The organism is Calothrix sp. UHCC 0171 (assembly GCF_034931845.1).
GTDB lineage: Bacteria > Cyanobacteriota > Cyanobacteriia > Cyanobacteriales > Nostocaceae > Brunnivagina.
Genome location: NZ_JAYGHN010000002.1, coordinates 321,056 through 336,919, shown reverse-complemented (window position 1 = coordinate 336,919; position 15,864 = coordinate 321,056). Strand labels below are relative to the sequence as shown.

The 15,864-nt window shown below is 39.5% G+C and carries 12 protein-coding genes; 5 read left to right on the top strand and 7 right to left on the bottom strand.

All coding sequences use genetic code 11. The features are described 5' to 3' along the window. Positions 1-203: 203 nt before the first annotated feature. Both VB733_RS03445 and VB733_RS03440 read right to left on the bottom strand, forming a co-directional pair. Positions 204-2,873, bottom strand: a complete 2,670-nt coding sequence (locus tag VB733_RS03445; RefSeq protein WP_323338699.1) for a CHAT domain-containing protein — start codon at positions 2,871-2,873, stop codon at positions 204-206. 148 nt (positions 2,874-3,021) lie between these two features. Continuing rightward, positions 3,022-4,854, bottom strand: coding sequence for a ShlB/FhaC/HecB family hemolysin secretion/activation protein (locus VB733_RS03440; protein WP_323338698.1), 1,833 nt, complete (start codon positions 4,852-4,854; stop codon positions 3,022-3,024). A 384-nt stretch (positions 4,855-5,238) separates the two neighbouring features. Here VB733_RS03440 and VB733_RS03435 point away from each other — a divergent pair, with 384 nt between their 5' ends. Continuing rightward, positions 5,239-5,574 carry a hypothetical protein gene (locus VB733_RS03435; RefSeq protein ID WP_323338697.1) on the top strand — a complete coding sequence of 112 codons (336 nt, stop codon included), beginning with the start codon at positions 5,239-5,241 and terminating at the stop codon, positions 5,572-5,574. Between the two features lie 341 nt (positions 5,575-5,915). After that, positions 5,916-8,195 (top strand): filamentous hemagglutinin N-terminal domain-containing protein, encoded by a 2,280-nt coding sequence (locus VB733_RS03430; protein WP_323338696.1) that lies wholly within the window; start codon positions 5,916-5,918, stop codon positions 8,193-8,195. A 173-nt stretch (positions 8,196-8,368) separates the two neighbouring features. Here VB733_RS03430 and VB733_RS03425 read toward each other — a convergent pair whose 3' ends face one another. From VB733_RS03425 to VB733_RS03410, 4 genes are all read right to left on the bottom strand, one after another. Then, positions 8,369-9,949 carry a DHA2 family efflux MFS transporter permease subunit gene (locus VB733_RS03425; protein WP_323338695.1) on the bottom strand — a complete coding sequence of 527 codons (1,581 nt, stop codon included), beginning with the start codon at positions 9,947-9,949 and terminating at the stop codon, positions 8,369-8,371. Continuing rightward, a complete protein-coding gene (locus VB733_RS03420) occupies positions 9,918-10,061 on the bottom strand; it encodes a hypothetical protein (protein WP_323338728.1) in 144 nt (47 codons plus the stop codon). Before VB733_RS03420 ends, VB733_RS03425 begins: the two co-directional genes overlap by 32 nt. 99 nt (positions 10,062-10,160) lie before the next feature. Then, a complete protein-coding gene (locus VB733_RS03415; protein WP_323338694.1) occupies positions 10,161-10,628 on the bottom strand; it encodes a MarR family transcriptional regulator in 468 nt (155 codons plus the stop codon). Positions 10,629-10,743: 115 nt separating this feature from the next. Further along, positions 10,744-12,411 (bottom strand): ArnT family glycosyltransferase, encoded by a 1,668-nt coding sequence (locus tag VB733_RS03410; RefSeq protein ID WP_323338693.1) that lies wholly within the window; start codon positions 12,409-12,411, stop codon positions 10,744-10,746. A gap of 166 nt (positions 12,412-12,577) precedes the next feature. Between VB733_RS03410 and VB733_RS03405 the strand changes: the two genes are divergently transcribed. The 3 genes from VB733_RS03405 (at position 12,578) to VB733_RS03395 (ending at position 15,019) form a co-directional block, all read left to right on the top strand. Then, the gene (locus VB733_RS03405; protein WP_323338692.1) at positions 12,578-13,222 is read left to right on the top strand and encodes a class I SAM-dependent methyltransferase; all 645 of its coding nucleotides are present in this window, start codon (positions 12,578-12,580) and stop codon (positions 13,220-13,222) included. A 182-nt stretch (positions 13,223-13,404) separates the two neighbouring features. Next, complete coding sequence (locus VB733_RS03400; RefSeq protein WP_323338691.1) at positions 13,405-13,917, top strand: hypothetical protein; 513 nt, start codon at positions 13,405-13,407, stop codon at positions 13,915-13,917. 214 nt (positions 13,918-14,131) lie between these two features. Further along, positions 14,132-15,019, top strand: a complete 888-nt coding sequence (locus VB733_RS03395) for a hypothetical protein (protein ID WP_323338690.1) — start codon at positions 14,132-14,134, stop codon at positions 15,017-15,019. Between the two features lie 190 nt (positions 15,020-15,209). Here VB733_RS03395 and VB733_RS03390 read toward each other — a convergent pair whose 3' ends face one another. Further along, entirely contained in the window at positions 15,210-15,860 is a 651-nt protein-coding gene (locus tag VB733_RS03390) for a Uma2 family endonuclease (RefSeq protein ID WP_323338689.1), read from the bottom strand. Positions 15,861-15,864: the final 4 nt, after the last annotated feature.

The window sequence follows — 15,864 nt, the reverse complement described above, 5'->3', positions numbered from 1 at the left end:
AAATAATCACAGTCAGAAATCATCTAAAAATCAGTAGTGCAAGCGTCTCGCTTGCTATTTACCAAAGGTGGGCAAGACTTCGGTGTGAGCGCTCAGTCGTTCGCGGAGCGTCTCCGAAGGAGATACGCTGTCCATACTAATTATTCATATTTATTTTTACACGAATATTAACCAAGTTTTTTGATGTGGAAGTGAATCTGAAATTACAACCAATTCCCAATTAATACATATGCTGACCAATAACCGGGGGAACTGTAATTTCTATGCTTCAAAAGTTCTAACTGGGCGCGTCGCAATGCTTCAGCTTTGCTGATATTTTCTTTCTTCAACTCGCGATAGAAACTACCCACAAATATTGCTGTGGATTCATCATCAATTTGCCACAAGGAAGCAATGGTACTGCGTGCGCCGGCGCGGATAGCGATTCCTGCCAATCCCAAGGCTGCGCGTTTGTCTCCCCTCGCTGTTTGACAAGCACTCAATACAAGTAATTGTAAAGCTTCTGGTCTACTATCATCGCGATCGCGCAGTAGATTATCGAATTGACGGACGTTAATCGGACCATCCGCCGCGAGAATGAAGGTATCATTGGCTTGTGAGCTAAATTGACCGTGGGTTGCTAGATGGACGACATTGAAGGGGGCATCTTTGACTTTGGTTTCTAGGGCTGTTCTAGTAAAGTCTTGATTGATTAGGGTGGTAGTGGGAATACCGGCTTTGGCAATGAGTTGAAATTCCCGTTTGATTGCAGGTAGGGGCGAAAATTTTTGGAATTGCTGGGGAGGGTTGGTTAAGCCGGCGGTGAGGGCATTGAGTTTTTGTTTAACTATGGGTTTGGGAGCGAAAAGTTGCAAACCTGGACTGAGGGAAACGGCGTATTTTTCGACTAAATATTTTTCGCCATCAAACAATGCTGACATGGGTAAGTTACGTAGTACCCCATCCGGCACAAACACGAGGGTATTTACTTGGGTTTTGGCTAAGTCAGCTGCGACTGGTTTTAGCAACCAATTATAAACCTGTTGCGATCGCCTTTTCACATCTCGCAGCGCTGATGGATCGATTAAATCTCGTCGTAGTCTGGTTACTGTTTGTTCAACTTCGCTTTCCGTGACTTTGGTGGTGTAGAGTTTGAGTTCTTGCTGGGGAAGTTTGACAATGACTTGGAGAGCGTCGGGGAGGATAATTGGGTACAGTATAGCTGATGTTGGGTTATCACGGTCTACGACTTCATCTAGGAGTATTTTTTGACCTTGTAGGCAGGCTTCGCGGAAGAAATTATCGAGTTCGGCTAGTTGTAAGGCTTCAATATGTTGTCTGACTTGATCGAGGATTTTTGCTTGGGTTTGTTTGTTTGCGGTGGTGAATGTAGGGTCTTGTAGTTGCAGTGCTACCAACTCGCGGTATATGGGTTCAACAGTTTCGCGAAAGGAAAATTGCACATTTTGATCGACGGTTACTAAGTCACTACGTAGGTTTTGCAAAGCCTCTACAGCTACATTATAGGATGCGATCGCGCTGGGAATATTTCCTTGTGCTTTTAATAATCTACCCAGTTGCCATTGCAGTTGATATGTAATTTCTGGTGTATGAATTCCTTGGGAAATGACGATTGCTTTTTCGGTTAATTCTTGAGATGGGCGTAATTGTCCGACGGATTCGTATAATTTTCCTAATCCTCCCAAACCGTAGGCTTCTGCCAGTGTATCGCCAATACTTTGGGCTTGTTGGATGGCTGTTGCCAAGATTGGAGCCACAGAACTAATATTCTTTCCCGCGCCGCGTCCCATTTTCACTAAACTTTCGGCAAAATTAATCTGAGCGTAAATACTACTGCGACTGGGTGGGAGTTGTTTGAGTAAGGTTTGAATTTCCGGGATGATTGCTTGGGCTTCGGTATATTTTTGGCGATCGACAAGTAAACTGAATTGGTTAAGTATTGCCTGAGATTTGATTAAAGCAGAAGGGGAAATTTCCCAGCTTTGTTGGTAGTATTTTAAAGCTGGAGTTGTGCGATCGCTTGTACGGGCGTTGTTTCCTAAGCTCAATAAACTAGTGCTAATTTCGAGGGGATTACGCAGGCGTTGGGCAATTTCTAAACTTTCTTGTAATGCTTTTTGAGATTTTTCTGAGTCACCAACTATTTGTTCTGCATCACCTAAGGAACGCAAACTAACTACTTTTTGAATTGAGTCGGGTTGCGTTTTTAATTTTGCATTGACTTCTTGCAGAATTTTCACTGCACTACGGTAGTAACCTAAGATTTGTAATCCTTGTGCTTGAGTAATTCTTGCCCCGATACTACTGCTTATTTCCCCAGCTTCTACAAATATTTTTTCTGCCTGTTGCCAACTTTGTAAAGCATTTTCTGTTTCTCCAATTGAGAGAAGTAATTTACCTTGGATAGTGTAAGTTTGGGCAAGGAGTTTCTGATTTTGTTGCCGATGTTGAATTGGGGCATTTGTAGAAGTATTTGCTTCGACTCCCTGCAATTGCAAACTTTCAGTGATAGCCTGCCTTGCTTCTGTCCATTTCCCCAGTTGCTGATAAGTCAAAGACAAATTCCCCAAAGTTGCAGCTTGTTTGAGAATTTCTCCTTTTTGCCGATATTGTTGTACTGCTTTTTCTAAAACCTGTGCCGCTTCATAAAATCTGCCAACTGCATACAATGCTTTCCCTTCATCAGTTTGATTTGGGGTGATAGGATTTTGAGCAATTTGATTTGGGATTAAATATTCATATCTTGGCTTTTCAGTTTGTAGGTGTATTACTTGAGCAGGAAATAATTTTCCTGAATTTGCCAAACTGGGGAATACAAATCCAAATATTAAATAACTACCTAACAACAGTATGAGCAAAAATCGATATTTCATTATTTTAGAGATAACCCGGCTATTAGCGATTAGCTTTTAGCTTTTAGAATCAATCATGTATGGATGCTTCCAGCATTATTCTTACCCATTGCACCAGAGAGTTTATCTGGAGATAATTTTCCCTAACATTACTTTAATTGCCCCATGCCTAAAAAGGTGTGTAAACAATAGAAAAATACAAACCATTTTCTTGCCAGGTACTCTTCCGCGAATCAATTGAGATTAGAGGGATACCCCAGTCAAATTGGGCATTTAATTTATTGCCTAATTGCAAGCGTAAACCCAAGCCAGTTGAGAGTAAAGTGTTAGTCTCCAGATTCGCTCGCTCACTGCGATTCCATACCGTTCCCACATCGATAAAAGGAACAATTTGTAATAGAGTTTGCGATCGCTTATCGCGGAAAATAGGGAAGCGGACTTCGGTACTGGCAAAAAATCCATTATCGGTGAGTAATGCATCCTGACGATATCCGCGTACATTACTTTGTCCCCCCAATCCAAATTGTTCAAGGGCAACAAGTGGTCTATCAGCAAATTGTAAGTCACCACGCATCAAAAATAACGTCTCCGGTGCCAACAAACGTACCCATTGGGCTTGTCCTCGCCATGCATAGAAACTGCTATCGGGAGATTTACCATTGATGCTAGAATTGAGGGCATCGAGTCCGACACTAAACTGCGATCGCATGGCAAATACTTGCTGACTATTACGCTGCGTCCATTCTTGGAAAAATCGCAGTGCGGTGATACTAGTTCTCCCATTCCCATCTGCACCTTCCGCCGGAAAAGGTATTTCCCCTTTTAATAGGCTCGCTTCACTTTCTCGACGAGTTAATGCCATTCCGACTGCTAATTCACTATTTGGCTTCTGAATCACAGGTTGTCGCAGCGTCAATTCATAATACTTCGAGTAGGATTCAATATCCAGCCTGTTAAATGGCTGCTCAATTACATTATTATCAGAGGCACCAAAACTGACTGCAAATGTGCCATTACGGGGATTAATTGGTAGGGTATAGCTAAAATCGTAAGCATTACTGCCATCGGTATTTGTATAGGATGCGCTGATATTATCCCCCCAGCCCAACAAATTCGCCTCGCTCAGTTGCACTTGTCTGCGAAAACTACCGACACTAGGGGAGCGTCCATTATCTAAATTAATTCGGGCATTAAATGTTTGTGCTTCCCGCACCGTTACTTCTAGGGTACTAGTTCCCGCACGAGTTCCCGCAGCTAATTCCGCCGACAGATTTTGAATTAAGGGATTGAGTTGGAGAACCTGCAAAGCTTCCAGCAATTTTTCTCGATTTAAGGGTTTACCCGTCGCCAGCGCCAAGCGACTGCGTATGTAATTAGAGTTCAACCGCCTTGTACCCGTCACTTTAATTTCTTCGAGTTCCCCCTCCACCACACGAATCTCCACAACCCCATCAACTAATCTCTGCGGTGGGATAAATGCGCCGCTTGTGATGTATCCTCGATCAACATAAAATTGGGTAATTTGCGATCGCAATTCAAACAACTGTGCCAAAGTTATTGGTTTATCGATATAATCCTTGGTAATCTCGGCAAAGTCTTGATCGCGAAATATCGAACTACCTGTAATCTTAATTTTGGCGATCGTAATTGTTTGGGGAATATTACCTGATGGCGTATCCTCTGGCTGGATTGGTGGATTTTTCTCAGGAGGTAGTAACTCTTCGGGTGATGGTAAAGGAGATGTAGGTAATTGTTCTGGCAAGGGCTGTGTTGAAGGTGGTTTTGTGTTTCGACGCTGAGTGATGTTTGCAGGGATTGGAGCTTGGTTTTGAGCTTCTACTGCGATTGGAATAGATAATTCTGATGTTTCCGCAACTTCTTTAGTATTATTTCCCACTTCTGCTTTCAGTGGTTCTACTTGAATTGCAGACGTAAACAAGAGTAAATTAGAGTACAAATATAATTTAGATATGTAGCTATTTAGACAGTTAAATTGAGGCATATATCAAAGTTGTTTAATTAAAGTTGCAAAAATCGCAAGATAAGTAATATTTTTACAGTAAATTTGACTAGATGTTTTTTAAACACCGTGATAATTTTATGGGAATTTTGGGTTGTAGCCAAATAAAAGCGTCAAAAAATGCCAAATTGGCAGAATAGCCAGTAGTCGTAATTAGGAATCATATAAAAATAAGTAGTGCAAGATTTATTTATAGGACTTACGCAAAGAAACCGGGTTTCTGGCTTCACGTGCGTAAGTCCTGAATTTACCCTAAGAAATTCGGAAAACAGTATAAGTTGCTTGTAGTTACACCTAAGAGTAAAGACTAAAACTTTACTCAGACAACTAGTTATATAGTACACAACTAATTAGGTCAGACGAATCATGAACTTAGAAGAAATGCCAAAACACCAGAATGACTGCTACGGTGAATTACCTGAAGACGCGACTGCATTGCAGAAAATGCAGTATGAAATTCGGGAAGAATTTATTAAAGCTATAAATAGCTCTGCCGTGAGCGATGTACTGGAAAAGTATGGTTTAACGGCAAAAAAAGTTATCAGGTTTGAACTTGCTCTGAATTTGCATGAGTTACGCCAACAACAAGAAGCTCTTGCCGCAAGCGACTCCAAAATTCCCAAAGGGTTGACAGAAATGGCTGGTGAAGAAATCAAGCTAGCAAGTTGTTGTCTTTGCTTTCCTTGGTGTTGTTCTTGCTAAGAAGATGAATTTGTCATCATTTTGGCAACAGGAATATGAATTAGATAAATACGTTCCTCAGTCACAATTCGATAATAATATTCATTATTGCGTTTTAATTGCTTGGTTTTGATTGTAACGACTTACTGAATATGCTTAATCTCGAATCGCCGGGTTTCTCTACGGAACCCGGTTTTTTCTGTATCCACTTTCATGTAGTCTGATTAATTAGAGATTGGTGCAATTCTGTGACAGCAATTCGCTGAAAGGATACGACATTTAAAATGAGATATTTTCCTGGCAAAACCAACAAATTACAAAAATCACCAAAAAAGACTTTTCTTCTAATTCACAAGATTATTTTGACAAATTTATTCACAACATTGATATTTCCAGGAAATCAGGTTTTTGCTCAAATCACACCAGATAATACTTTACCTAATAATTCTCGTATTACCACACAGAACAATATCAAATTAATTGAAGGAGGAACTCAAGCCGGAAATAATTTATTTCACAGCTTTGAACAATTTTCAATTCCAACAGCAAATACAGCCTACTTTAATAACTCTCCCAGTATTCAAAATATAATTACCCGCGTCACCGGAACATCAATTTCCAATATTGAAGGTACAATTCGTGCTAACGGGATTGCCAACCTATTCTTGATTAATCCTAACGGGATTGTTTTTGGTGAACAAGCATCATTAAATATTGGTGGTTCATTTATAGCCAGCACCGCCAACAGTGTTAACTTTGCCGATGGGAGTAAATTTGGCACTACAACAACTCCAACTCCAGCATTACTAACAATTAGCACTCCAATTGGCTTGCAATTTGGACAAAGCCCAGGCAGTATTATCAATAAATCCCAAGGGAGTTTGAATCGTATCAAAAACTCCTTAGGAATATTCCCTGGTTTACAAGTATCTCCAGGGAAAACCCTCGCCCTTATCGGTGGTGATATCAAAATGGATGGGGGGAATTTAACAGCACCACAGGGAAGAATTGAGTTAGGAAGTGTGGGGAGTGACAGCTTAGTCAGCCTCATTCCTACTGGGGAAGGTTGGACATTTGGATATGAGGGAGTCGGCAGTTTTCAGAATATTCAACAACTTGCTCGAAATTCTGACACCTTTGTCCCCTTCAACTCAATTTTGACAACAACAGGTGAAAAAGGGAATGGATATATTCGGGTTAGAGGTGATGTCGTCGAAATCGCCAGTAGTGGCATCATTGACTTAAATTTAAGCAATAATAATGGTGGGGATATTGCAATAGATGCAAATAAATTAATCGTCCGCGATGGTGGACAAATAGTAAATAGTACAATTGCAGCAGGAACTGGTGGAAAACTCACAATTAATGCGGCTACATCTGTTGATATAATTGGTATTGTTGATTTCTCAAAAGAGACATCAATCTTAAGTGCGATCGCAAATACAGCCTATCAAACAGGTAATGCTGGCGATATCACTATTAACACGGGTAGATTAAATATTCGCAATGGGGGAACAATATCAGTTCAGTCAAGTGGAATCCTTATACCTCCCAGATTTCAAGAATTAGTTCCAGCGAGAGGAAACGCCGGAAATTTAACAATTAATGCCACATCAATCGAGTTAGCTGGTAAATCAACTACTAATGTACCCAGTAGTTTAATCGCTGAAACTCTAGGTTCAGGAAATGCTGGCAAATTAACCATCAACACAGAAAATTTAATTGTTAGAGATGGTGCAGAAATTTCTGTTAGCAGCCAAGTTGATATTCCCCCGAATCGTAAATACCTTGGTAATCCTCGTAATTTAGGTAGGGCAGGGGATTTAACCATTAATGCCCGTTCAATCATCCTAGATAGTCAAGGAAAAATTATTTCCCAAACAGACTTAGGCAACGGTGGAAATATTATCTTCAATGTACAAGACTTACTCCTCATGCGTCGTAATAGCCAAATTTCCACTAGCGCCGGCAAAGTTCAATCTAGTGGGGATGGTGGCAATATTACCATTCAAAGTGCCAACGGCTTCATAGTTGCTAACCAACTGGAAAATAGTGACATTACAGCCAATGCCTATACAGGTTCCGGTGGTAAAATCAAAATCACCGCTACTGGTATTTTTGGCATTGAACAACGTAATCGAGAAGACTTAGCACTGATTCTAGGAAGTAATGATCCCAGTGAATTAGACCCACAGAAAGCCCCAACCAGCGACATTACAGCAATTTCTCAAACAAACCCTAGCCTGGGTGGAACTGTCAATTTGAATACCTTAGATATTGATGCAAATCGGGGACTAATTAAACTTCCACAAGAACCACAAGAGCCAAAATTAGCTCAAGGGTGCAAACAAAAAACTGCTCGTAACCAAAGCCAATTTACCATTACTGGACGAGGTGGATTACCAGTTAACCCGCAAGAATCTTTGCGGAATCATACCGTCAATGCTGATTGGATATCCCTAGAAAATCTTGAGGAGCGATCGCATTTGCAGCACTTACCAAAAAATCATAACATTTCTACGACCCCGATTATGGAAGCCCAAGGATGGATAGTCAATAACCGTGGGGAGATTTTCTTAGTCGCCAACACACCCAAACCAACAAATCAGAATTCAGCTTTAGTTACACCATCCTGTAGTTAAGAGATTTTCAGGAAATAATGTACCGAGATTTTTTGTAGTGCGGAGAGGAGTTTCCGGGGAGATATTCTTCACGGAAAACTCCGGGGCATCTTGCCCGCTACACTAGCAAAAACATTGGTAATTTCTTTTTCGCAAATCGCCTTAGTCATGATAATTGATATATTCATCAATAATTAATGTGCTACAGCCTTCCCTGGTGATTTCACTTTCTTGAAGAATAAAATAGCCACTCCACTCAATAATAAAGCAATCCCAATAAAATAAAAACAATCATTAAAAGCCATCACAAAAGCTTCACGACGAACCACACTATCAATAGATTTTATTGCTTGTTCTTGTGCGGTACTTAAATCAGAACCACGACTCGTAAAATATTGAGTTAATTGATTAATTCTTTCCTGAGTCGCTTGACTATATAACGAGACAGAAGTGCCCAACTGATTTGAGTGAAATTGCTCGCGATTGCTTAATAAAGTCGCCAGCGATGCAATCCCGATTGAGCCACCTAAATTCCGCATCATATTAAATAAACCGCTTGCGGAACCAGCCTCTTTTGCTGCTAACCCAGCCGTTGCAATTGAAGTCAAAGGTATCATAATTAATGGTTGTCCGATTGAACCCACAAACTGCGACCAGATTAATTGATTATAACCTGTTTGATAGGTTAATTTTGCATTCATAAAGGCACTAATTGCAAATAAAAACACGCCAACAGTTACCATTAATCGCACATCAATATGTTGCATTAATTTGGGAATCAAGGGAATAATAAATAATTGCGGGACAGCTGTCCAAATCAATATTTGACCAATTTGTAAAGCATTGTATGCTTGAATTTGAGCAAGATATAAAGGTAAAATATAGATGGAACCATATAAACCCACACCAAGAGATACATTTACAATCGTCGCCAAACCAAAATTACGATCGCCTAATAATCTTAAATTAATAAATGGTTGCTTGTGCGTTAATTCAATCGCAAAAAATAATAGTAGAAAGATTACTGATACTATTGTCAAACGAGTTATGAATGGCGAGGCAAACCAATCTTGACGACTACCTTCTGCCAATACAAATTGTAAGGAAGATAAACCAACAGCCATCGCGGCAATTCCCCACCAATCACCCTGTTTTAGTAATGCAAATTGTGGCTTTTGTTGATAGATACCATACCAAACACCGACTAACATTAAGATGCCAGGAAAAATATTAATATAAAAACTAGAATGCCAACTAAAATTTTCCGTTAACCAACCTCCTAATGTGGAACCAATTGCAGGAGCAAAAACTGCTGTCATCCCAAACGCTGCTAATCCTGCGGGTTGTTTTACTGCTGGTAAAGAAGTGAGAACAACAGTCATGGCACTAGGAATTAAAACACCTCCCGTAAACCCTTGGAAGGCGCGGAAAACTATCATTGAGTTTAAATTCCAAGACAAAGCGCAGCAAATAGAAAAGAAAATAAATAACGCAGTATTAATTAATAAATATCGACGTAATGAAAATACACGCGACAGCCATCCCGTTAGGGGAATAACTACAATCTCCGCAACTAAATAAGAACTAGAAATCCCAGCACCCTCATCTAAACTTGCTCCTAAACTGGCTTGAATATCCTGTAATGAAGCGTTAGTAATTTGGATATCCAATACCGCCATAAATGCACCTAACATACTTGCGAAAACGCCAATCCAAGTTCTCAGGGGTACTTGTGAAGGAGAGCTAGGTTGACTGGCTATATTTAAGTTTGTCATAGGAGAAAGAAGAGATTAACCTCGCAGCATTAAACATAGTAGAATTAATTGCGATCGCATTTACTAAATCCTCCCATCGTTCAATTAATTCCGTCACGAAAGCTTTATGCACAGGTACAATCAATTCCCAGCAATTTAGTTTAGGTGTAAAGGTGAAATAAACCTGGGCAAAAATGATAGATAAAGTATAAAAAAATTACCTGTGCCCAAATTAAGAAATATTTGCGATCGCCTGGTTCAAAATTTGGGAAAATAATTCGCGATCGCTATCCGCAATGCCTTGCATGGCTTCTTCCCGTAACTCGACAGCTAGGGGTGGTAAAATATCCTGAAGCTTTCGCCCTGCATCAGTTAACCAGATGCGCCATATTCTTCTGTCTTTAATGTCACGTTCGCGACGCACCAAACCCCGCTCCTCCATGCGATCGATAACACCAGTCAAAGTCCCACCAACCTGTTGTAACTTATCGCCAATACTCGAAGTCGGTAGACCATCATCCTGCCACAAACAACATAAAACTAACCAGTGGAAAGGTGTTAGTCCAAATGGCTCTAGCTTTTCAGTAAACTTGCGTGTCAACAACTGTGAGAGTAGTTTAATTCTGTAGCCGAGATTGTGTGGGGCTAAAACTTGTTGCCAGGATGCCATTAATTGAGAATCGTCAGATATAGATACCATCTTAGAATTTACTTAGCACACTTAGTATCATCATAACACCATTTTTAAGTTGCTCATAAGTTTGTCAATAAAATCACTTAATCCCAAATTTACTATTTCAGCCCTAATTTAAATACTATTTCAATACTTGCACTAAACTGTATTCTTGCACTGTCCCAATGATTTGATGGGGTACAGAAGACTCTAAAACTTGTTTTTCCTCTATCCAAGCATAGCTACTCGGCGTTAATTGTGTCAATGAAGATACTTCTGTACCAATATTTTGAGTATAAAAATCAATTAAAACACCAGATTTACCACCAACATTCACAAAGTTAATTGGATAAGAATTGAGGATTTGGGAAATTTCTGGCTGTTGAATAAATTTGCGAAAATCGGGGTTATAGTCGCTTAATAAACCATTCCCACCAGCTACAGCTAAACCTAGCCAAACAGGAATCAGCCAACTTGCTACCCAAAAATTAGCAGTGAGGAATTTGAGATGAAAATAGTAGCTTCCTATCCAGATTGTAGGTAAAAATAACCAACCAAAACCTACCACTATCGCTACAATTGAATATTGATGAATTTTGCTTGAACCAAAGTAGAATGTAACTATGCCGACAATGAGAAATATAATTCCGAAAATACCAAAAATATAACTGAGATATTGAGGTAATTTGTGCAGGTATTCAAGGTTTTCTGGGACTAATACTAATTTACGCCGTTTCGTAATTATATAAGTATAAATTTGAGAGAGGGTATCTAATCCAACTGCCACTAACAAGGAGAGAAAAGGGAACAAACACAAGCTGTAGTGGGGAAGGCGAGTGGAAAAAAGACTAAGTTCTACAAACAAAATCACAGGGAAACCAACTAAAATTAATTTATATCGAGATTGAAGTTGATTTAATGGCTGATAAATTGTAGTAAATAAACCAATTAGAGCCAAGAAAAACCATGGAAATGACGTAATAGGAAGACTCAATAAATAAAAGAAAATACCATTTTTCCCCCTTTGTTTTGAACCTAGTCGAAATACAAACTCTAAAAGTTGGATAATACTCGCATTCCCATAATGAATTACACTCAACCACAACCAAATTAATGTCGGTATTAAACCGATGAAAAAACCTAAATATAAACTTGGTTTATTAATCAGGCGATCGCCTCTATTTCCCCAGATTAAATAAGGCAACAAAGCAATTATTGGTAGGAAAATCATCATACTGCGAAAGAGTAAACCTAAACCCAAGCAAAATCCACCAATAAGACAGTAAAGCGAACTATATTTATGATTAGCTGATAAATCGGCTTTTAATAAAGAAAATATTGCTAATAAAACTAAAAAAATCATTGGCACATCTGGAGTACCCAAACGGCAATATTGCAACCATAAAAAATTAATAATTAAAATTGCCGATGCCAACCAAGCTAACTTTTGATTGAGGATAATTTTACCAATTTCATATACTAAAAATATACTCAAAATCCCCAAAATCATATTTGGGAACCGAACACTAAATTCACTAATATTAAACAACTTGTAACTCAGGGCTATTAGCCAATAAAATCCTGGTGTTTTATGATGTGGACTTGACCAAGGATGTATCCAATCCCCCGAATCAAACATGAGACGAGCGCGCACCGCATACAGACCTTCATCATGTGCCATTAAACTATTATTTCCAGCACCAAATAGTAATAATGGTAGTATCCAAATAGACAAGCTAATATAAGGAAAGGCTAGAAAACGTTGAATTTGCAAGCAAAGATTATTAAGAGATTGTTTGATATATAACATTTAAATTTAGTCAAGAAATCAGGTAAGGAAAAAATAATGATACGCTTACTAGCTTTATTGTTGAGTCTTTTTTAAAATATGTGAGTTGGCACACAAACCATCACAGTTTGGTATCGACGTAAAATAACATACTTTTGCCAAATAAATTCGCTCTTGCAAGATTCTTATGCTGCTTAGACCAAATGAACGCACTAAGCTAGATGACTCCGACGACAAATTATTCTATTCGTTTCCTCGCTTTGTCACCCATGTTGATGAAGGCTTTATTCAACAACTAACCGATTTATATCGAGAGTTGCTCGAACCGAATACACGCATTTTAGATTTGATGAGTAGTTGGGTTTCGCATCTACCAGAAGAAATGAATTTTTCCCATGTTGAGGGGCATGGACTAAATGCAGACGAACTATCACGTAACTTGCGTTTAAATCATTACTGTGTGCAAAACCTGAACGATAAACCACAACTTCCTTTCAGTGATAATGATTTCGATGCAGTTCTCAATTGTGTTTCTGTGCAGTATTTGCAATATCCAGAAGCAATTTTTACAGAGATTCACCGTGTTTTAAAACCTGGTGGCGTAGCAATTATCAGTTTTTCCAATCGCATGTTTTATCAAAAAGCAATTCAAGCTTGGCGAGATGCGTCTGAATCTGGTCGAGTTGAATTAGTCAAAGGCTATTTTAGTGGTGTATCTGGCTTTAGCACCCCTGAAGTCATCTCGCGCCAATGTTCGGTTCCTAATTTCTTACAATGGCTCGGCGCAGGTGCAGGCGACCCATTTTATGCTGTAGTGGCGTATAAGGAATAAGGAGAAAGGGTAGAAGGGGATGGGGAAAAGGAAATTTATTCATAGCCAATACCCAATAACCTAATACCCCATTTTCTTTTTATAAAAATGTATAGTTTTACAAAATTATGCGCTGACAGGTTAAATTCGGGGTGATGCTTTATTAGCTACTCTTCAGCTTCAACCAAATGGAGATAATGATCATGAAATTTCCCCGTATTCGTTCAATTGTGGCGGCGTTGATGCTGTCTGTATTAATCCTCACGACTTCTGGTTGTGCAGCCAAAGCACCTGGGCGTTTTGATGCAGTCCAACAAGAAAGTAGCCGTCAGAAAAGTGGTCAGGCTGTTGTCAAGAATGCGACTCAAGGCAGCGAGTTCAATAAGTTTTTTCCGACTACTAGTGGTGGGTATGAGCGCGTTTTCACCCAAGAGAAGAAGGGTTTCGCAGAAGCTAATTTGAAAAAAGATGGTAAAGTGTTGGCACAGTTGGCAATTTCTGATACTTCTAGCACATCAACAACCGCAGCTAGTTATTCCAATAGCACCAAAAAAATTGGTGGATACCCAGCTAAAAATTTAGGGAATACAAAAACATCGATTTTGGTGGGTAAGTACCAAGTGACAGCAATATCCAAAGACCCATCCTTTACTGTAAGCGATCGCGAAACTTGGCTTCAGAAATTTAACCTGAATGGTTTATCAAAATTGAAGTAAGATTTTGGTTTTCAGTTATTGGTTGTTAGTTATTTAGTGATGATTGACGGCATTTTGCAAGTAAATGAAGTACAGCGTTACTTGTAGTCAGAAATCGCGATCGCCGATCAACTGTGAATGAATCTATTAATTAATTAACTAACTAGCTATCAACTATTAACTATTAACCAGCAAATATTAACTATTAACAAATAACTCAATCGGAGAAACTTTTGTGAGTAAATCAATTTTTCAGTTAGTTGATGAGTTACCAACTGGTGGTTTAACTGTGTCGATGTTGAATGCCTTAGATTTTGCTGCACCAGGTCAGTGGCAAAATATTACTGGTTTTGTGAATACCATTAAGCATGTGACAGGTGAATCAGACGATGAGTTGATTCAACAAATCGGAGAACGGGCAATTTATCTTTATAATGACAAATCCCAAGGCTACCAAACTGCAATGTGGTTGTACCAAACTGTTGATGCAACTGATAAAGCTCTGGGTGCGGCAGCTTTAGCGAATAAAATTGGCGAAAACATTTCGTTTTTGGGTTTTTTGGATAAACTCACTCCCAAAGCCGATAAAGCGCAAACGATTGATTTGACTCTCAAACTCGTTGCAGAATTAGTTGCTTTTTGCCAAATCAATGGTATTCCTGGCGATAGCATTGGCGATTTTGTCGCTGCCTTGGGAGAATACAGTGGTGAGTCCATGATTCGTATGGCTGCCTTAGTTTGTGTTGATGGCTTGATACCCCTGGGACCAGATTTTATTCAGAAAGCAATATCTGGTATCAATAGCATGACTCCTAGCGATTTGGAACAAAATTCCACCTTCAAGGATATGAAGAATGTAATTCCTGGTAATAATGCTGCTGGGAAACTTGATTTTATCGGTCAAAGTTTTGACTCGGTTAAAGGCTGGATGAGTGATTTGGTTGTTTCCAGAAATTTGTCTCCGCAGTCAGTCGTGGGTAATTTGAGTAACTTTATGCAAATTGCTGACGATAAGCTAGATTACTTGGCGGCGTTTCTTGATGTTTCCACAAATTACTACGAACATACGGGTACGCAAACTTTGGCGCGGCGTTTAATTGAACGCGCTTTTGCCGAACTTTAGGCGAAAAATCTCCACCAATAACATTTCAACGTGAAGATTTGTGATTCGATGTTTTCAGTCAGTGGTCAGTCATCATTAGGTTGATAAAGTGATTACTTTTAAGTTATTGATAACTGACAGCTGACTTTTTTTGTAGAAATGTAGAAACTTAGAAATAAAAAAAGAATAAGATTTTGTGGATATGCGATCGCTACCCACCAGCCCTCAACACTTGTTCAGCCGTCAGTTTCAACCCTGGAAAGGTTGAATAGTTAATAGTCTGATTGCCTCGAAACTGCTGAATTTCATACTCTCCATCTACTAACGTACAGATAGAGAGGGTGGGTTGTTTGGGTTTCCCAATCTGTCTAGTACCACCCAAGCCTGCATAGTCTGCAATCCAATATTCGGGGATACCTAAAGTTGCATAGTCTTCAACCTTGCGGGCATAATCGTTTTGCCAATTGCTACTCACCACTTCCGCTACAAATTTAATCGAACTGCCCAGAGTCAGGATCGACTGGTTAGACCACAGCAGTTCTTTAGTGAGTTCATTTCGATCAACAACTGCAACATCAGGTCGAAATGCTGTTATGCCCATGTTAGAAGGTCGCAATAGTGCCCTCTGAAGGACAAAGCAAGGCAACCCGATTCCGTCGATTTGGACACAGACCTTTGTAGTAATGAAGGCTGCTACCTCTATCTCTTTCAGAGACGCTTCGCGAACATGCGAACCTGTTGGTTCCAAGTCAAACACCTCTCCATCAATCAGTTCATAACGGTTATTACCACCAAAAAGGAAGAGAAACTCATCAAAGCTGAGTAGTTTCTGTTGTATTGGTCGGTCGGTTGCAATGGACATATGT